Origin of the sequence: Pseudomonas sp. DR 5-09, from assembly GCF_001655595.1 — a bacterium.
Lineage (GTDB): Bacteria > Pseudomonadota > Gammaproteobacteria > Pseudomonadales > Pseudomonadaceae > Aquipseudomonas > Aquipseudomonas pharyngis.
In genome coordinates this window covers 5,349,864-5,367,604 of record NZ_CP011566.1, presented here as the reverse complement: position 1 = coordinate 5,367,604, position 17,741 = coordinate 5,349,864, and the positions used below count along the sequence as shown (strand labels likewise).

The following is a 17,741-nucleotide window of genomic DNA, read 5'->3' as shown; positions in this document are numbered from 1 at the left end:
AAAATGTGAAATATCTAAAAAGTCAGCTGAACTTCTGACCAAGCGCAGATTTCTATAGCGCAGAGTGACCTAGAAAACCAAACGATCGTTCCGGAAAAGGAAGTTTCAAAGTGAAGCGACTATTCTGCTTGGCCGCGATTGCGGCTGCACTGATGGGGCAAAGTTTTACCGCACAGGCTGCTGGCGTCGAGTTTGCAGTGGGTGCTACCAGCGATTCGACGATGACTTATCGCCTGGGCATGAATTTCGACTGGGACAAGAGCTGGCTGCAAAGTGACGTCGGTCGTCTGACCGGTTACTGGAGCGGTGCCTACACTTATTGGGAAGGCGACAAGACGTCGAGCAACAACAGCCTGTCGTTCTCGCCGGTATTTGTTTACGAGTTTGCCGGTCAGTCGGTCAAACCGTATGTCGAGGCGGGGATCGGCGTGGCGCTGTTCTCCAACACCGAATACGAAGACAACAAGCTCGGCGGTTCTTTCCAGTTCGAAGACCGTATCGGTTTCGGCCTGCGCTTCAATGGCGGGCATGAGGTGGGAATCCGTGCGACGCACTATTCCAACGCCGGTCTGAGCAGCGACAACGACGGGGTGGAAAGCTACGCACTGCATTACACGATGCCGCTATAAGCCCCCAGAAAGTCAGCCCCGTAAAAAAGGAGCGCCTAGCGCTCCTTTTTTTATTCAGCGATACGCCGTGGCAATTCCCTGGCGTTCGTCGATGCATTCCGGAGCGCCCATTTCGAATTCGCGGCAGATCAGAGGGCGCTTCTCGTAAATCGTGCACATCATCGTGTCGCGATCCAGCGCCGCGCACCAGCCGTCATCCAGACGCAGCATCACCTCTCCACCCCAATCGTCGGTATCGATAAAACGCTCGGGCACGCCGGTATCGGTGATCAGCATCACTTCGAGCTGACAGCAGCAGGCTGCACAGGTCGAGCAGGTGACAACGGGTTCGGCGATTTGCCGATGGGGAATGGTTTTCATGGCGCCAGTGTACGGCAGTGGCCGATGACCGTGTGAAGGGCCTGACAGGCGTTTAGCGCGCCAGCCGTCGGGACAATTGGTGCAGCAGCGGAAACAGCAACGCCCACAGCAGTGCGATGCCGATCAGGGTCGGTAACTCACCGAAAGGAAATTGCACACCGGCCAGTCGTCCGCCGGCGCCATAGGACAGCGCGCCACCCGCCGCGCCGAGCAGACTGGCCAGCCACCACGGCCGTGCGCTCCATTGCAGGCAATGACGCAATGTCGTGGCGAACAACGCCCACAGCAACATCAGCCACAGCGGAATCAGCGGCGACAGATCCTTGAAATCGAAAACCCCGAGGCCGCGCAACACGCTGTCCACCGCCGTGCCGATAATCACCACGCTGAGGATCAATCGGCCTTCATGCGCCCAATTGCTGATCCAGCGCAGATGAATCACCAGCACCGCCAGCGCCAGCAGCAACCACAAACTGTTACCGCCGAGCACGCAGGCCAGCCAGCCGATCTGGAACAGCACCGCGTTGGCCAACCGCTCAAGCATCGAACCGGCCCAGCAAAGGCGCGGTCATCGCCGCCGGTTTGGCCAGCACCAGCTGTGCGGTGCCGATGGTGCGCTCGAGGAATCCACCCTCGCAGTAACACAGGTAGAACTCCCACAACCTGAGGAAGTAATCGTCATAGCCCAGTTCGCTCAGACGGCCGTGTGCATGGCGAAAGTTCTCGTGCCACAGACGCAGGGTGCGGGCGTAATGCAGGCCGAAATCTTCCATGTGCAACAGGTTCATGTCGGTGTCGCGGCCGACGATTTCGAGCATTTTCTGCACGCAGGGCAGGGCGCCACCGGGGAAAATGTAGCGCTGGATGAAGTCCACGCCACGGCGCGCCTGTTCGTAGCGCTGTTCACGGATGGTGATCGCCTGCAGCAGCATCAGGCCGTTGCTCTTGAGCAGGTGCGCGCATTGCTTGAAGTAGGTCGGCAGGAAGCGGTGGCCGACCGCCTCGATCATTTCGATCGACACCAGTTTGTCGTACTGGCCGGTGAGGTCGCGGTAGTCCTTGAGCAGCAGCGTCACTTGATCCTGCAAACCGAGGCGTTCGATGCGGGCCGCGGTGAAGGCGAACTGCTCCTTCGACAGCGTGGTGGTGGTGACTTTGCAGCCGTAGTGCTGCGCCGCGTAGAGCGCCATGCTGCCCCAGCCGGTGCCGATTTCCAGAAGGTGGTCACCGGGCTTGAGCGCGAGTTTCTGGCAGATCCGCTCCAGTTTGTTCAGTTGCGCCTGCTCCAGGCTGTCGTCGGGGCTGAGAAACTGCGCAGCCGAATACATCATGGTCGGGTCGAGGAACTGCTCGAACAGGTCATTGCCGAGGTCGTAATGCGCGGCGATGTTTTTCTGCGAGCCCTGGCGCGTATTGCGGTTGAGCCAGTGCAGCCCGCGCACCAGCGGGCGACCGAGCCGGGCCAGGCCACCTTCCATGGCGTCGAGCACTTCAAGGTTGCTGACGAACACACGCACTACGGCCGTCAGATCCGGCGAGCGCCAGTAGCCATGAATAAAGGCCTCACCGGCACCGATCGAACCATTGCCGGCGACCAGCCCCCAGACGGCGGGATCCAGCACCTGAATTTCCCCCACCAGCGTGCTGCCCGGCGTACCAAAGACGTGGCGTTCGCCGTCCTCGATCACGATCAGTTGACCCTGCTTGAGCTGCTCGAGCTTGCGCAGCACTCCCCGGCGCAGCAGCGATCCGCTCAGGCCGTGGGGGCTGAGCAGGCTGGCTTTGGCCGAGACGCTAGTGGATTTCATGGTGGCGTTCCTCGGTCGGTACGGTGGCGGTTCGAAAGCGGTCGTCGGCACGCTGGTGGTCATACACCGGGGTGCGCTTGAGCAACAGGCGCAGCGCCTGCCAATAAATCGCCAGCGCGGTCTTGGCGGTCATCCAGGGGAAGCGCCACAGGTGCCGGTGCAAGTGGCGCCGATCAAGGGGGACGCGTCGCAGATCGAGGGTGGCGTCGAACAGTTTTTGCTCGCCTTGCCAGTCGGCCATGTGCACGCCCAGGGTCTGCGCGGCAGGGCTGAAGCTCATGCGGTATTCCAGGTCCGGCGGCAGGAACGGCGACACGTGAAAGGCCTTGGTCACGGCAAAGTGCTGGTGAAAGTCCTGAAGCTGAGTCGGCGCTCGAGCCGGCAGCACGTAGTGATAACGCTCGCGCCACGGCGTGTTGCGGACTTCGCAGAGAATCGCCGCCAGTTGGCCGTCGGCCTCGTGGCAATAGAAAAAACTCACCGGGTTGAACGACAGGCCCCAGCTGCGTGGCTGGGTCAGCAGGCAGATCGAACCTTGCGGCGCATGGCCCAGGGCTTCGCCGACCAACTGGCGCACCGCATCGCTCAGGCGTATACCCCGGCCGGTGAAGGTTTTCAGGTAATCGGTTTCGCGAAATGAAAACGGCGCAAAGCGGCTGGCACCGGCCAGCCGGGACAGGCCCAGCACCGTCTCCTGCTCAGCCAGATCGAGATACAGCATGCCGATCCGGTAACGGAATTCATGACGGCGTGGGGCAAATCGCCGATGGGCGATCCAGCCACTGTAGAGCGCGCTGTTCACAGGCTTTCTCCAAAGGACGCGGCCACGCGCAAAGCGCTGACCACGCCGTCCTCATGGAAACCGTTGGCCCAATAGGCGCCGCAATAATGCGTGTGTTGCGCGCCGTCGATTTCAGCCCAGCGCTGCTGTGCCGCCACGGCCGCGAGGCTGAATTGCGGGTGGGCGTAGGTGAAGCGTGCGAGCACTTTGGACGGCGTGATGCCAGCGCTCTGGTTAAGGCTGACGCAGAACGTGGTGTCGCTCTTGAGGCCTTGCAGAATGTTCATGTCGTAGGTCACGGCTGCCCGGGTATGACCCGCTCCGCCGAGGCGATAATTCCAGCTGGCCCAGGCCCGTTTGCGTGTGGGCAGCAGACGGGTGTCGGTGTGCAGCACCACTTCGTTGTCGGCGTAGGGCAGGGCGCCGAGGATTTCCCGTTCTTTATCGTCAGGATTTCCCAGCAGTCGCAACGCCTGATCGCTGTGACAGGCCAGCACCACTTTGTCGAAACGTTCGATGCCGGCCGGGCTGTGGATAACCACGCCGTGCGCGTCGCGATCGATCCGACCCACCGGGCAGTTCAGGCGGATCCGTTCCTTGAACGACGCGGTCAGCGGCGCGATGTAAGCACTTGAGCCACCCTCGATCACCTGCCACTGCGGCCGGTTGCTGATCGACAGCAACCCGTGATTCTCGAAAAAACGCACGAAGAACTGCAACGGAAAATTAAGCATCTCGGCCATCGGCATCGACCAGATCGCCGCGCCCATCGGCACGATGTAATGCAGGATGAAACGCTCGCCGTACCCGCCGGCCTTGAGGTAATCGTCGAGGGTGGTGTCGGTGGCGATCCGCTGTTCGGCAAGGTCGCGCCGAGCCTCTTTGTTGAACCGCAGGATGTCGCGCAACATGCCCCAGAATCCGGGCGACAGCAGATTGCTGCGCTGGGCGAACAGGCTGTTGAGGTTGTTGCCGTTGTATTCCAGGCCAGTGTCCGGATCGTTGACCGAAAAGCTCATCTCGGTGGGTTTGAACGTCACACCCAGTTGGCCAAGCAAACGAATGAAGTTCGGATACGTCCAGTCGTTGAACACGATGAAGCCGGTGTCCACCGAATACTCGCGCCCGTCTACGGTGACCGGCACCGTGTGCGTATGGCCGCCGATCCGGGCGTCTGCTTCGAACACGGTGATTTCGTGTCGGCGTGCGAGCAGGTACGCGCAGGTCAAACCGGCGATGCCGCTGCCGACGATGGCGATTTTCATGTTGCATCCCTGAGCGGCGGGTTGCTGCGCACCATGCGTTTGCCAATCGCCAGTTGTACGCGGGCGGGCATTTTCGACAAGGGCCACAGGGCTGCCATGAACAGTGCGGGGAAGGCGATCTCCAGCGGCCGATCCTTCAGCTTGGCGAAGATATGCCGCGCGGCTTTGTCCGCAGGCCAGCTGAGTGGCATCGGGAAATCATTTTTGGCAGTCAGCGGTGTGTCGACGAAACCGGGGCTGATCACCGTGACTTCGATACCTTCGCCGGCCAGGTCGATGCGCAGGGATTCGAACAGATAACGCAGCCCGGCCTTCGATGCGCCATAGGCTTCGGCGCGTGGCAGCGGCACATAGGTCACCGAGCTGGCCATCCCCACCAGATGCGGTGCCGTACCTTTGCGCAGCAAGGGCAGGGCGGCTTCGATGCAATAGCTGCTGGCGAGCAGGTTGGTACGCACCACGTGCTCGATGATCGAGGCGTCGAACTGGTGAGCGTCGACGTATTCGCAGGTCCCGGCATTGAGGATGACGGTATCCAGCGAGCCCCAGTCCGCGGCTATCTGTTCGCCAATTTCGCGTACGGTCTGGCTGTTGGTCAGATCGCCGGGCAACACCAGAACCTGTCCCGGATACCGTTGTGACAGAACCTTGAGCGGCGCGACCTGGCGGGAACTGACCGCCAGCTGTGCACCGCTTTTGAGAATGTCTTCCGCGAGTGCTGCGCCGATGCCACTGCTGGCACCGGTCAACCAGTAACGACGTGGAGCTGTACGACTCATCCCAATCTCCTTTTCAGCCAGGCGATCACCCGACCCAATACGGGTAAATGTTCATAAAGCAGCGCCCCGGCATCGAAGTAATCCCGGTGGCGGTAAACCTTGTCGCGCCAGAGCAGATGCGAGCAGCCGGCGACGCGGATCAGTTGCCCACCGCTCAGACACGGGTGGCGGTAGCTCATGACCCAACGCAAATAGCCTTCGCCTTCGCCGATCTGGTCGAAGCCGTGGAAATCGAAGCGCAGTTCGTTGACGTTGGCGTACAACTCGCTGAAGTAACCGCGCAGGTTCGTCAGCCCCTGCACTTCGTGCAGCGGATCGGTGAAATGAATGTCCTCGCTGTACAGTCCGTCCAGGGTGCGCAAGTTGTCTTTGTTCAACTGTGCGAACCGCTGGGCGAAACCGCGCAGGAATTCACTCATCGCTCACTCCTTGAGACGCGCGCGACGGCAGGTTCTTGAACGCTGCCAGCGCCCGCTCCCGTGATGCATTCAGATTAACGATCGGCGCCGGATAGTCGGCGACGCCGAACAACCCGCCAGCACTGGCCGGGTTGTGCACTTCTTTCTTGTTCAGCCCGGCCAGCTCCGGCAGCCAGTGCTTGATGAACAGGCCTTCGCTGTCGAATTTTTCCGACTGGCTGAGTGGGTTGAAGATGCGGAAATACGGCGCCGAATCGGTGCCGGTCGAGGAACTCCACTGCCAGCCGCCGTTGTTGGCGGCCAGATCGCCGTCGATCAGGTGGCGCATGAAGAAACGCTCGCCTTCGCGCCAGTCGATCAACAGGTTCTTGGTCAGAAACATCGCCACTACCATCCGCAGGCGGTTGTGCATCCAGCCGGTTTCCAGCAGTTGGCGCATGGCTGCATCGATGATCGGCAAGCCGGTGCGCGCCTCTTGCCAGGCGGCCAGATCCTCCGGGGCGTCGCGCCAGGCCAGGGCTTCGGTTTCCGGACGGAATGCGCGATGCCGTGAAACCCGCGGATAACCGACGAGGATGTGTTTGTAGAATTCACGCCACAGCAGTTCGTTGATCCAGGTGACGGCGCCGACCTTGCCGCTTTCGAACTCGCCCTGATTGCTCTGCAGGGCAGCGTGCAGGCATTGGCGCGGCGAGATCACACCGGCGGCCAGATAGGCCGAAAGCTGGCTGGTGCCGGGTTTGGCCGGGAAGTCTCGTTCGCTCTTGTAGTAGTCGATCTGTGCATCGGCGAACGTGTCGAGGCGACGCCGGGCTTCGGATTCACCGGCGGGCCACAAGGCGCGCAGGGAGTCGCCGGGTGTCGGGAACCCTTCGATGGTTGTTGGAACGGGGTCACTGTCGATGTTCAACGCCGATTGTTTGCCCGGGGCCTGTTTCAGCGAAGGCATCGAGCGGTGCAAGCGTTCGTAGCAGACCTTGCGGAACTGGCTGAACACCTGAAAGTAAGTGCCGGTCCGGGTCAGCACACTGCCGGGCTTGAACAGCAATTGGTCGAGGTAACTGTGGAAGGTGATGCCTGCCGCTTGCAACGCTTCGGCAACTGCCTCGTCGCGACGGCTTTCGTTGATGCCGTATTCTTCGTTGACGTGCACCGCCTCGATCTTCAGTTGCCGACACAGTTCGAGCAGCACGGCGGGTGCCTGATCCCAGCGAGGCGCGGTGCGGATCAGGAGCGGGATGTTCAGGTCGCCAAGGCTTTTGCTCAATTCACGCAGATTGCGCAGCCAGAAATCGATCTTGCACGGCGCGTCGTCATGTTCCTGCCATTGCTCGGGGCTCAACAGGTACACGGCGACGGTCGGGCCGCGTTCGGCGGCGGCCGCGAGGGCGGTGTTGTCATGTTGGCGCAAGTCGCTGCGCAGCCAGATCAATTGCATGTCGGTCTCTGTCGGAATCATTAAATCAACCCACGCTCAATGAGTGCCCGATGTGCCGAAAGAGGGTCTTCGGCCAGGAACAGATCAGCGAGTTCGGAAGTCTTTGCGGACAACTCGGCGTGGTGAATACACACCGTTGGTCCGACAATCAGTTTCGGGCAGCTGACACCGTTGAACAGTTTCGGTAGCTGCGCCAGATTCAGGGCTTTGCTGGAATACAGCAGTACGCCACGGGCTTGCAGGGTATCGGTTGCCAACGCCAGTTCGCCGGCCGGCAGCGGCCAATCGAATACCTGCACCGGGCAATCGGCGCTGCTGATCAGCCAGGCGCAGAGCCACAGATGCGGCTCCAGTGGCAGGTCCGACTGGTTAATCAGCAGCAGCGGCGCGGTGCGCAACTGACGATTGTTATGGTAGATGCGTGCGCCGAATTTGCTGCGCAACCAGGCATAAAAGAACACGCGCTCCATCTGCGCGCCGAACTGGCCCTGCCAGCGCTGTTCAAGATCGCTTACCAGCGGCAGCAGCAATTGCTCGCACAGAGTGCGTGGCGGATACAGCGCCATCGCCTGGTTGATGCCGTCGTCGAGGCTGCGCTCGTTCAGGTGGGTGACCGCCATCAGGGCGGCCTGGCGCAGTGGATGCCATTCGTCCTGCGCCGGTTCGTTGAACGTCTGCGCGGTGTCGAGCAGCGGTTTGACCTGGCTGACCGCTACGCCACGGTTGAGCCAGGTAAGGATGTTATGGATACGTTGCACATGCTCGGCGTTGTACAAGCGATGACCCTTGGGCGTGCGCTGCGGAACGATCAGCCCATAGCGCCGTTCCCAGGCGCGCAGGGTGACGGCGTTCACGCCGGTCTGACGGGCGACTTCGCGGATCGGCAGCCAGCCCTCGTCGAGGGCTTTCTTGAAGTCGGCGCCGAGGTCTTCCCGGGCGCTGGTGTCGAGTGAGTCATTCATCAAATGGCGTTTCGCAGGCTGAGGTTTTCCGGATGCGGTTGCAGGTAAACCTGCTGCGCAATGTAGGGATCCGGGTGGAGGCGAAAGTGATGCTTGAGCAGGGTCAACGGCACCACCAGCGGTACGATGCCGTGCCGGTACTGGCCGATGATGTGCTGCACTTCCTGTTTGTCTTCGGGGCTGATCGCCTGTTTCAGGTAGCCACTGATGTGCTGCAGGACATTGCTGTGGGTGCGGCGCGTGGCGCATTTTTTCAGTGCCGCCATCAGTTCGCTGAAATAGCGCGGGCCCAGCTCGGCCGGGTCGGTCTGGCCCATGTTGCCCAGCAGATTGCCCAGCGCCTTGTATTGCACCGGGTTGTGCGCCATCAGCAGGTATTTGTAGCGCGAGTGGAATTCGGTGAGCACGCGGCGGCTCAGGCCTTGCTTGAGTACTTGCTGCCAGTCGCGGTAGGCGAGTACGCGGGTGATGAAGTTCTCCCGCAGCACAGGATCGTTGAGGCGTCCGGCTTCTTCCACCGGCAGATCCGGATGCTGTGCACAGAACGCCTCGGCGTAAATGCCGCGTCCGCCACCATTCACCGGTGCGCCGTTGGCGTGGTAGACCTTGACTCGCTCAAGTCCGCAGGACGGCGATTGCTGCATGAAGATGTAGCCGCAGATGTCATTGAGTTCCCCCGCCATTTTCTCGCCGTAGGCGGCCAATGGCTGGGTGACGTTGATCGACGGATTGACGGTGCCGACTGCATCAGGCTTTTGCGGATCGCCCACCAGACGAATCGGCTCGCGGGGAATCCCCAGGCCAATCGCTACCTCAGGACAGACGGGAACGAATTCGAAATGCTCGGCCAGGGTGCGGCTGCACAGCCGCGATTCCTTGTGTCCACCGTTGTAGCGCACTTCGGCGCCCATCAGGCAGGCGCTGATGGCGATTTTCGGTAGGGACGTCGATGAGTCGGACATGCAGCAACCTCGAATCTGAACCTGTACAGACAAATAGATTTGTACACCATGCTTTCAGCATAGATTTATGGGTGTACAAGTCAAACTGTTTGTATAAGTTTTTTTGAGGTTTTTAGCGCCAGCCCATTTTCCAGCGTGAATCATCCTGCAGGGCATGCCAGTCGCATTGCTCGGTACGCCGGGTCAGCACCGCCTGCAGTTCGATTTCCAGCACCGTGCCGTCCTCGTCGCGGAACAGTTCGGTCACCAGAAAATGCTTTTCACGGTTTTGCGGGTGAGCTGCTGTCCATTTCGACAGCAGCAATTTGCGGGGGTTGATGCGATTCACTGCAGGTGTTCGTGCAAGCGTCTTGCCGCCTCCTGGCCACTGAGCCATGCCCCTTCGACCCGACCCGACAGGCACCAGTCGCCACAGGCATACAGGCCCAGATCGGCGTCGGCCAGGGTGCCCCATTCATGACTGCTGGCCGGCCGGGCATAGAGCCAGCGGTGGGCGAGGCTGAAGGTCGGGGCCGGCATGGCGCTGTGCAGCAACTCGGCGAAGGCACCGTGCAATTGTTCGATCACCGCTTCCTTGGGCAGATCGATGTGCTGCCGGCTCCAGGCACTGGTGGCGTGCAGGACCCAGGTGTCGCACGTGGTGTCGCGTCCCGGTTTGCTGCGGTTGCGGGCCAGCCAATCGAGGGCGCTGTCCTGGACGAAGCAGCCTTCGATTGGCGTATCCAGCGGTGTATCGAAGGCGAGGGCGACGGCCCAGGTCGGGTCCATTTTCACGCCGGCGGCGGCACCGGCGAGTTTCGGTGCGGAGGCCAGCAGGGCAGTAGCCTGAGGCGCCGGTGTGGCGACCACCACGTGGCTGAATGGTCCGTGGGTGAAACCTTCGGCATCTTGCAGGTGCCAGTGTTCTTCGCCGCGATAGACCTCGGTGATCCGGCAGGCGAAATGCACTTCCAGGCCATCGAGCAGGCCCCGGGTGATGGCGCTCATGCGCGGCGTGCCGACCCAGCGGGTCTGTTCGTCAGGCGACAGGTTCAACTGCCCGCCATGAAAGGTATAGAGCTGCGGTGCCCATTCGGCGACCCAGCCTTTGCTTTGCCAGCGCTGGACTTCGGTCACGAAGCGCCGATCACGGGCAGTGAAGTATTGCGCACCCATGTCCAGCGAACCGGCATCGCTGCGCTTGCTCGACATGCGCCCGCCGCTGCCGCGACTTTTATCGAACAACTGAACGGTATGCCCGGCATCTGTCAGCGCCTGGGCGGCGGAGAGTCCGGCGATGCCGGTGCCAATGATTGCGATAGGTACAGTCATAGGGGCCTCGTTTACCTTTCTGTACAGACTACGCCGTGGATGAAACCTGTACAATTATGTTTTTTGGTATAACTTCCAGCGTTCTTGTTCTGACAGCTTGGCCTATGGTTAAACAATAGAGCCTGCCCGATAGAAAAGATCCCTGTTTATAAAAATAGACTAGTGATCGGGGTAAAACGCCACGCGAGGAAGAAGTCATGCACATATTGCTGACCGGCGGTACTGGATTGATCGGACGTCAGCTTTGCCGGCATTGGTCCACACAGGGGCATCGCCTGACGGTCTGGAGTCGTCGTCCGGAAAAAGTCGCGAAAATCTGTGGCGCCCAGGTGCGTGGCATTGCGCGTCTGGAGGACCTTGGCGACGAACCGGTCGACGTGATCGTCAACCTGGCCGGCGCGCCGATCGCCGACCGGCCGTGGACCCATCGGCGCAAGGCGTTGTTGTGGAGCAGTCGGATTACGCTGACCGAAGCGTTGCTGGCGTGGCTGGAACATCGCGGGCAGAAACCGTCGCTGCTGATCTCGGGCTCAGCCGTGGGTTGGTACGGTGACGGCGGCGAGCGCGAGTTGACCGAGGACTCGCCACCGGTGATTGACGATTTCGCCAGTCAGTTATGCATCGCCTGGGAGGAAACCGCGCAACGCGCCGAAGCGATGGACATTCGCGTGGTGCTGGTGCGCACCGGGCTGGTGCTGTCGGCCGAGGGCGGCTTTTTGTCGCGCCTGCTGCTGCCGTTCAAGCTCGGGCTGGGCGGGCCTTTGGGCAACGGTCGGCAGTGGATGCCGTGGATTCATATCGATGACCAAATCGCCCTGATTGATTTTCTTCTGCATCGCGATCAGGCGAGCGGTCCTTATAATGCGTGCGCGCCGAAACCTGTGCGCAATCGCGAATTCGCCAAGACCCTGGGCAGCGTGTTGCACCGCCCGGCGTTCATGCCGATGCCGGCCCTCGCCTTGAAGGTCGGGCTCGGCGAGATGTCATTGCTGTTGCTGGGTGGCCAACGGGCCACGCCCAAACGCTTGCTGGAAGCGGGATTCACTTTCCGGTTCACGGATTTACGCGCGGCCCTGGACGATCTTTCCAGCCGCCTCTGAAATAGGACGTTGCATGACCGATCACGCCTTGCTTCTGGTCAACCTGGGTTCACCGGCCTCCACTTCGGTGGCCGACGTGCGCCGCTATCTCAATCAATTCCTGATGGACCCGTACGTGATCGACCTGCCGTGGCCGGTGCGGCGTCTGCTGGTGTCGCTGATTCTGATCAAGCGCCCGGAGCAGTCGGCCCATGCCTACGCCTCGATCTGGTGGGACGAAGGGTCGCCGCTGGTGGTACTCAGTCGTCGCCTGCAACAGCAGATGAAGGCGCAGTGGACCCACGGCCCGGTGGAGCTGGCCATGCGTTACGGTGAGCCGTCCATCGAGACAAATCTGCTGAAACTGGTCGCGGCGGGACACAAACGCATCACCCTCGCGCCGCTTTATCCACAGTTTGCCGACAGCACCACGACCACCGTGATCGAAGAAGCCAAGCGGGTGGTGCGCGAGAAAAAACTCGATGTGCAACTGTCGGTGTTGCAGCCGTTCTACGATCAGCCGGAATATCTCGACGCCCTGGTGGCCAGCGCCAAACCGCATTTGCAGCAGGATTACGAACACCTGTTGCTGAGCTTCCATGGTTTGCCTGAGCGGCACCTGACCAAGCTCGACCCGACCGGCAATCATTGCTTCAAAAATGAAGATTGCTGCAAGAACGCCTCGGCTGCCGTATTGGCCACCTGTTATCGCGCCCAATGTCTGCGCACAGCGGCGTTGTTCGCTGAGCGCATGGGGCTGCCGGACGGCAAGTGGTCGGTGTCGTTTCAGTCGCGGCTGGGCCGGGCGAAATGGATCGAGCCCTACACCGAAGCGCGGCTGGATGAACTGGCCAAAAGCGGCGTGAAGAAGATTCTGGTGATGTGCCCGGCGTTCGTCGCCGATTGCATCGAGACCCTGGAAGAGATCGGCGATCGCGGCAAGGAACAGTTTTGTGAGGCAGGGGGCGAGGAGTTGGTGCTGGTGCCGTGCCTGAATGACGACCCGCATTGGGCGAAGGCGTTGGCAACACTTTGTGAACGGGCGCCACTGGCCCTCTAGTAAGAGCCAAAAGCTTCGCGAGCAAGCCCGCTCCCACATTTGATTGCATTTCAATGTGGGAGATTCTATGTTGCAGGGGAACCCTGCAACCTTAAATTGGGTTGGTATTCGCTCTGATTTTTCATGAGGGCGAATGCCACCCGGCAAAGCTTACGGGCGAGGATGACCAAGGCCTGGGTTCTGGCTAGACCTCTTGCCAGATAGGATTCATAGAACGGTTTCCAAACAGGGGACCGACAAGCTGCCATAGCTGCATTGTGTGCAAGACGCCGTAATTCCCCGTCACCTTTTTTGCTCAAGTGGCGAGGACTGTGTTTCTTGCCTGAGTCCTTTGCCTTCAAATCCATTCCCAGAAAGGCGATGAACGCATCGGCGCTGGCGAACTCACCTCGCATGTACGTAGTTGCCAGTCCCGTTGCCGTGAGTTCACCAATCCCTTCAATCGCTTTGCAGCGTCTGATGTTTTCGCTAATGCCGGCCTCTTGGCTGACTTTGCGAAGTAATTCCTGAATGGCCTGATCAAGCTGTTTGAAATGCTCCAACCCATGGGCCAAAAGATCTTCAAGGAGAGGTTCGTTTGACCAGCTCAGCATGATACTGACTCGGGCCTTCATCAGCTGCGCACGCTTGTTAAGCAGACTTTTCAACACCGTGTAGTGCCGTGGTGGTGGGCTCCAGACCCGCAGCCGGTGCTGTTCACTGGTTAGATAACGCGCCAGAAGACGTGCATCACAAGGGTCGGTTTTTGCACGCTGACCGATGCTTTCGCGGTAATGGCTCACCCGGTAAGGGTCCACGACGTAAACCCGATGCCCCATACCATAGGCCAGTTCGGCCGTATCCAGGTGGTAGAGATTAGTGGCTTCCAGGGAAATCGAGCTTTGTGCGGGCAGGGTCTTCAGCCAACGACCTATAGACGTACGGTCGTTGTTGATGACCTGAATGTTTTTCAGATCTTCGCGATAAGCGACGATTTCGGCTTTGGCCACATCGACACCAATCACCGTTGGCGAGGTAAGGATTGTCATGACGAATCCTCGGAGCTAGGGTTTAAGAGCTTGTCGGGGTCTACCGTAGCGCTGGCTTGCCTCTATCGTCGGTTTTACCGATGAATTCCTTATCGGCGCTTTAGGTAGAAAGGGCGGGACGAGAAGTCTCCCACGGTCCGTACTGGCTAGAGTCGGAATCGAGCTTTTAGTCCCGCCCACCCCTTCAAGTCTAAACATACAAGCGGGCTTGCTCGCGAAGGCTGACTGTCAGGCGATGAAGATCTAAAAGTTTAGATCAGCGGCTCATCCGCCTTTTTCTGCTTCCAGCCGTCATTGCCCGGCAGCAGCAGGTTCAGCGCAATCGCCACCACCGCGCACAGCGCGATGCCTTTGAGGCCGAAGTCGTCCGGACCTGTGCCGGTGCCGACCAGCACACCGCCGATACCGAACACCAGGGTTACCGAAACGATCACCAGATTGCGCGCTTCGCCCAGGTCGATCTTGTGACGGATCAGGGTGTTCATCCCCACTGCCGCGATCGAACCGAACAGCAGACACAGAATCCCGCCCATCACCGGCACCGGAATGCTTTGCAGCAGGGCGCCGAACTTGCCGATGAACGCCAGGCTGATGGCGAAGATCGCCGCCCAGGTCATGATTTTCGGGTTGTAGTTCTTGGTCAACATCACTGCGCCGGTGACTTCCGCGTAGGTCGTGTTGGGCGGGCCGCCGAACAGGCCGGCTGCAGTGGTGGCGATCCCGTCACCGAGCAGGGTGCGATGCAGGCCCGGCTTCTTCAGGTAGTCGCGACCCGTCACGCTGCCGACGGCAATCACGCCGCCGATGTGTTCGATGGCCGGGGCCAAAGCTACCGGGACGATGAACAGGATTGCCTGCCAGTTGAACTCCGGTGCGGTGAAGGCCGGCAGGGCGAACCACGGTGCTGCGGCAATTTTCGCGGTGTCGACCACGCCGAAGTAGAAGGACAGGGCAAAACCCACCAGCACGCCGGAAATGATCGGCACCAGACGGAAGATGCCCTTGCCGAACACCGCCACGATCAATGTGGTCAGCAGCGCCGGCATCGAGATCATCATGGCGGTCTGGTAATGGATCAGTTCCGAACCGTCGCCGGCCTTGCCCATCGCCATGTTCGCGGCAATCGGCGCCATGGCCAGACCGATGGAAATGATCACAGGGCCGATCACCACCGGCGGCAGCAAACGGTCAATGAACCCGGTGCCCTTGATCTTCACGGCCAGGCCGAGGAAGGTGTAGACGAAACCGGCCGCCATCACGCCGCCCATGGTCGCGGCGAGGCCGAACTGGCCCTTGGCGAGAATGATCGGGGTAATGAAGGCGAAGCTCGACGCCAGGAATACCGGCACCTGACGTCCGGTGACGATCTGGAACAGGATTGTTCCCAGACCTGCGGTAAACAGTGCCACGTTCGGGTCAAGGCCCGTGATCAGTGGCATCAGCACCAGGGCGCCGAAAGCCACGAACAGCATCTGTGCGCCGGACAGCACCGTGCGCCAGAGCGGATCGTTGAACTCTTGCTGCATGCTTACGCGTCCTTCTGCTTGGTGCCGAAGATCTTGTCACCGGCATCGCCAAGCCCAGGAATGATGTAACCGTGCTCGTTGAGTTTCTGATCGATGGACGCGGTGTAGATGATCACGTCCGGGTGAGCTTTCTCGACAGCGGCAATGCCTTCCGGCGCGGCAACCAGCACCATCGCGCGGATGTCCTTGCAACCGGCTTTCTTCAGCAGGTCGATGGTTGCGACCATGGAGCTGCCGGTGGCGAGCATCGGGTCGATGATCATCGCCAGGCGTTCGTCGATTTCCGGAACCAGTTTTTCCAGGTAGGTGTGGGCCTGCAGGGTTTCTTCGTTACGGGCAACGCCCACGGCACTGACTTTTGCGCCCGGGATCAGGCTCAACACGCCTTCGAGCATGCCGATGCCGGCACGCAGGATCGGCACGACGGTAATTTTCTTGCCGGCGATTTTCTCGACCGACACAGTGCCGCACCAACCTTCGATATCGTAGGTTTCCAGCGGCAGGTCTTTGGTCGCTTCATAGGTCAACAGGGCACCGACTTCCTGCGCGAGTTCGCGGAAATTCTTGGTGCTGATGTCTGCACGGCGCATAAGGCCAAGTTTGTGACGGATCAGCGGATGGCGGATCTCTTGGATGGACATGGGGAAAGGCTCCGGCGGCGGGCAAAAAAACCGGCCTAGATTAATCTATCCGACGGTGATGTCCTATAGGACATACAGTACGTTAGTCCACAAATGCTTGATTCGGCCGTGCGGGATGCGTACCTTTGCTCGCTTTTCCGAAACAGACCCCCCTTGGAGAGCGCCATGTCCGCTGATCTCGAGCATATCCGTCAAATCATGCGAGAGGCTGACTGCCTGTACACCGAAGCTGAAGTCGAGGCTGCCATTGCCCGCGTCGGTGCACAAATCAACGAACAACTGGCCGACAGTAACCCGGTGGTGTTCTGCGTGATGAACGGCGGCCTGATCTTCTCCGGCAAACTGCTGACCCATCTGCAGTTCCCGCTGGAAGCGTCCTACCTGCACGCCACCCGCTATCGCAACGAAACCAGCGGCGGCGACCTGTTCTGGAAAGCCAAGCCGGAAGTCTCGTTCATCGACCGTGATGTGCTGATCATCGACGACATTCTCGACGAAGGGCACACCCTGGGCGCGATCATCGACTTCTGCCGTCACGCCGGCGCGCGCAAAGTGCACACCGCCGTGCTGATCGACAAGGACCACGACCGCAAGGCCCGTCCTGACCTGAAAGCCGATTTCGTCGGTCTGCCGTGCATCGACCGTTACATCTTCGGCTACGGCATGGACTACAAAGGCTACTGGCGCAACGCCAACGGGATCTTCGCCGTCAAAGGCATGTAAGAACCCCTGAAAGATCGCAGCCCCAGGCTGCGATCTTTTGCTTTTAAAGACTGCTAAAGTGCTCGGCCCCGCCCCCCGGAGCCTGTCATGAGCCTCTTGATCCGCAGCTGCGCCGCCCTGTTGCTGACCCTCAGCCTGCCCCTGGCCGCCGCCCCGATGCACAGTCAATTCCTGCCGCCGGACGACCTGACCCTGCGCGATGCGGAACCCGAGCAGCAGCAACTGTTGCAGGTCACCGACTATTCAGTGGTCGTGGGGGCCCAGCGCCAATCCAACCAACAGCCGATCCCGGTGACCTCGCCATTGATGATCCGCCTCAAGGGCAAATCCCTGAACAAGGGCGCGACGATCAATCAGGTGCTGGTCAACTTCGATGGCGAAAGCAAAAGCCTGAAAAAGCCGGTGTACGACGACAAGAGCAAGACTCTCACGCTCTACTACCCGCTGGCCCAGTACCGGGTGGTGATCGATCTGTTGCGCAACGATACGGTCTACGTGCAATTTCTCAGTTACGCCAACGGCCACATCTGGGCCGATTTGCACACCGGCAGTACGCGCTCGCGTTGAGCCTTGTGCCTGCGCAGGGGTAAACTGCCCGCCCCGTGAAATGTCTGCGAGCTGGAGTCGGCAATGCGTAAAGATAAGAAGCAAGTGATTGGTGACGAGATCGGCGATGAGCAGATCAAGCTGTTCCTCGATTTTGAGCCGGTCGACGCCACCTCGCCGTCGCTGCACAAACTGGTCAAGGCTTATCGTGGCCTGCGCATCGACGATTTCGAACGCTTCCTGACGTTCTTCGTCGAAGCCGGTTATGACGTCGATGGCAAGGACGAGCACGGCAAGACCTTCATCGACCAGATCCGCGATCAACGCAACGCTGCGGAATACATCGAGCTGATCGAGAAAGCCCGCGTCTGATATCCGCGGCTTTCCCAAGGCATAAAAAAACGCCCCGCACTCACTGAGTGCG

21 protein-coding genes are annotated in these 17,741 nt (G+C 60.2%); 6 read left to right on the top strand and 15 right to left on the bottom strand.

The features are described from left to right. Window positions 1–110 precede the first annotated feature (110 nt). Window positions 111–629, top strand: coding sequence for an acyloxyacyl hydrolase (locus PDR5_RS24100; protein ID WP_039766327.1), 519 nt, complete (start codon window positions 111–113; stop codon window positions 627–629). A 54-nt stretch (window positions 630–683) separates the two neighbouring features. Here PDR5_RS24100 and PDR5_RS24095 read toward each other — a convergent pair whose 3' ends face one another. The 12 genes from PDR5_RS24095 to PDR5_RS24040 form a co-directional block, all read right to left on the bottom strand. Beyond that, complete coding sequence (locus PDR5_RS24095; RefSeq protein WP_011335918.1) at window positions 684–989, bottom strand: YkgJ family cysteine cluster protein; 306 nt, start codon at window positions 987–989, stop codon at window positions 684–686. Window positions 990–1,041: 52 nt separating this feature from the next. Continuing rightward, window positions 1,042–1,533: a DUF2878 domain-containing protein gene (locus tag PDR5_RS24090; protein ID WP_064599383.1), complete on the bottom strand. Its 492-nt coding sequence runs from the start codon at window positions 1,531–1,533 to the stop codon at window positions 1,042–1,044. Further along, window positions 1,526–2,797, bottom strand: coding sequence for an SAM-dependent methyltransferase (locus PDR5_RS24085; RefSeq protein ID WP_064599381.1), 1,272 nt, complete (start codon window positions 2,795–2,797; stop codon window positions 1,526–1,528). The genes PDR5_RS24090 and PDR5_RS24085 overlap by 8 nt, the downstream gene beginning before the upstream one ends. Further along, window positions 2,784–3,599: a DUF1365 domain-containing protein gene (locus PDR5_RS24080; protein WP_064599379.1), complete on the bottom strand. Its 816-nt coding sequence runs from the start codon at window positions 3,597–3,599 to the stop codon at window positions 2,784–2,786. Before PDR5_RS24080 ends, PDR5_RS24085 begins: the two co-directional genes overlap by 14 nt. Next, window positions 3,596–4,843, bottom strand: coding sequence for an NAD(P)/FAD-dependent oxidoreductase (locus tag PDR5_RS24075; protein WP_064599377.1), 1,248 nt, complete (start codon window positions 4,841–4,843; stop codon window positions 3,596–3,598). The genes PDR5_RS24080 and PDR5_RS24075 overlap by 4 nt, the downstream gene beginning before the upstream one ends. Next, window positions 4,840–5,622, bottom strand: a complete 783-nt coding sequence (locus PDR5_RS24070) for an SDR family NAD(P)-dependent oxidoreductase (RefSeq protein WP_064599375.1) — start codon at window positions 5,620–5,622, stop codon at window positions 4,840–4,842. Before PDR5_RS24070 ends, PDR5_RS24075 begins: the two co-directional genes overlap by 4 nt. Further along, window positions 5,619–6,041 (bottom strand): nuclear transport factor 2 family protein, encoded by a 423-nt coding sequence (locus tag PDR5_RS24065; protein ID WP_064599373.1) that lies wholly within the window; start codon window positions 6,039–6,041, stop codon window positions 5,619–5,621. Before PDR5_RS24065 ends, PDR5_RS24070 begins: the two co-directional genes overlap by 4 nt. Continuing rightward, window positions 6,034–7,479, bottom strand: coding sequence for a deoxyribodipyrimidine photo-lyase (phrB, locus tag PDR5_RS24060; protein WP_143491858.1), 1,446 nt, complete (start codon window positions 7,477–7,479; stop codon window positions 6,034–6,036). Before phrB ends, PDR5_RS24065 begins: the two co-directional genes overlap by 8 nt. A 20-nt stretch (window positions 7,480–7,499) precedes the next feature. Next, window positions 7,500–8,441, bottom strand: coding sequence for a MerR family transcriptional regulator (locus PDR5_RS24055; RefSeq protein ID WP_064599368.1), 942 nt, complete (start codon window positions 8,439–8,441; stop codon window positions 7,500–7,502). Further along, a complete protein-coding gene (locus PDR5_RS24050; RefSeq protein ID WP_064599366.1) occupies window positions 8,441–9,403 on the bottom strand; it encodes a YbgA family protein in 963 nt (320 codons plus the stop codon). The genes PDR5_RS24055 and PDR5_RS24050 overlap by 1 nt, the downstream gene beginning before the upstream one ends. A gap of 112 nt (window positions 9,404–9,515) precedes the next feature. Then, window positions 9,516–9,731 (bottom strand): TIGR02450 family Trp-rich protein, encoded by a 216-nt coding sequence (locus tag PDR5_RS24045; RefSeq protein WP_039766311.1) that lies wholly within the window; start codon window positions 9,729–9,731, stop codon window positions 9,516–9,518. Continuing rightward, window positions 9,728–10,714 (bottom strand): NAD(P)/FAD-dependent oxidoreductase, encoded by a 987-nt coding sequence (locus PDR5_RS24040; protein WP_039766309.1) that lies wholly within the window; start codon window positions 10,712–10,714, stop codon window positions 9,728–9,730. The genes PDR5_RS24045 and PDR5_RS24040 overlap by 4 nt, the downstream gene beginning before the upstream one ends. Window positions 10,715–10,911: 197 nt before the next feature. On the opposite strand from PDR5_RS24040, the gene PDR5_RS24035 reads away from it, so the two are divergent. Beyond that, window positions 10,912–11,814 (top strand): TIGR01777 family oxidoreductase, encoded by a 903-nt coding sequence (locus PDR5_RS24035; protein ID WP_064599364.1) that lies wholly within the window; start codon window positions 10,912–10,914, stop codon window positions 11,812–11,814. A gap of 13 nt (window positions 11,815–11,827) precedes the next feature. Next, window positions 11,828–12,853, top strand: coding sequence for a ferrochelatase (hemH, locus tag PDR5_RS24030; RefSeq protein WP_064599362.1), 1,026 nt, complete (start codon window positions 11,828–11,830; stop codon window positions 12,851–12,853). A gap of 65 nt (window positions 12,854–12,918) precedes the next feature. On the opposite strand, the gene PDR5_RS24025 is transcribed toward hemH, so the two are convergent. The 3 genes from PDR5_RS24025 to upp form a co-directional block, all read right to left on the bottom strand. Then, a complete protein-coding gene (locus PDR5_RS24025; RefSeq protein WP_064599360.1) occupies window positions 12,919–13,881 on the bottom strand; it encodes an IS110 family transposase in 963 nt (320 codons plus the stop codon). A 251-nt stretch (window positions 13,882–14,132) separates the two neighbouring features. Beyond that, window positions 14,133–15,407 carry a uracil-xanthine permease family protein gene (locus PDR5_RS24020; protein WP_039766305.1) on the bottom strand — a complete coding sequence of 425 codons (1,275 nt, stop codon included), beginning with the start codon at window positions 15,405–15,407 and terminating at the stop codon, window positions 14,133–14,135. 2 nt (window positions 15,408–15,409) lie between these two features. Further along, on the bottom strand, window positions 15,410–16,048 hold the full coding sequence (upp, locus tag PDR5_RS24015; protein WP_007951682.1) for a uracil phosphoribosyltransferase: 639 nt from the start codon (window positions 16,046–16,048) through the stop codon (window positions 15,410–15,412). Between the two features lie 165 nt (window positions 16,049–16,213). Between upp and PDR5_RS24010 the strand changes: the two genes are divergently transcribed. The 3 genes from PDR5_RS24010 (at window position 16,214) to PDR5_RS24000 (ending at window position 17,689) form a co-directional block, all read left to right on the top strand. Next, a complete protein-coding gene (locus PDR5_RS24010) occupies window positions 16,214–16,771 on the top strand; it encodes a hypoxanthine-guanine phosphoribosyltransferase (protein WP_007951681.1) in 558 nt (185 codons plus the stop codon). Between the two features lie 87 nt (window positions 16,772–16,858). Continuing rightward, entirely contained in the window at window positions 16,859–17,338 is a 480-nt protein-coding gene (locus tag PDR5_RS24005) for a hypothetical protein (RefSeq protein ID WP_064599358.1), read from the top strand. A gap of 63 nt (window positions 17,339–17,401) precedes the next feature. After that, entirely contained in the window at window positions 17,402–17,689 is a 288-nt protein-coding gene (locus PDR5_RS24000) for a PA4642 family protein (protein ID WP_064599356.1), read from the top strand. Window positions 17,690–17,741: the final 52 nt, after the last annotated feature.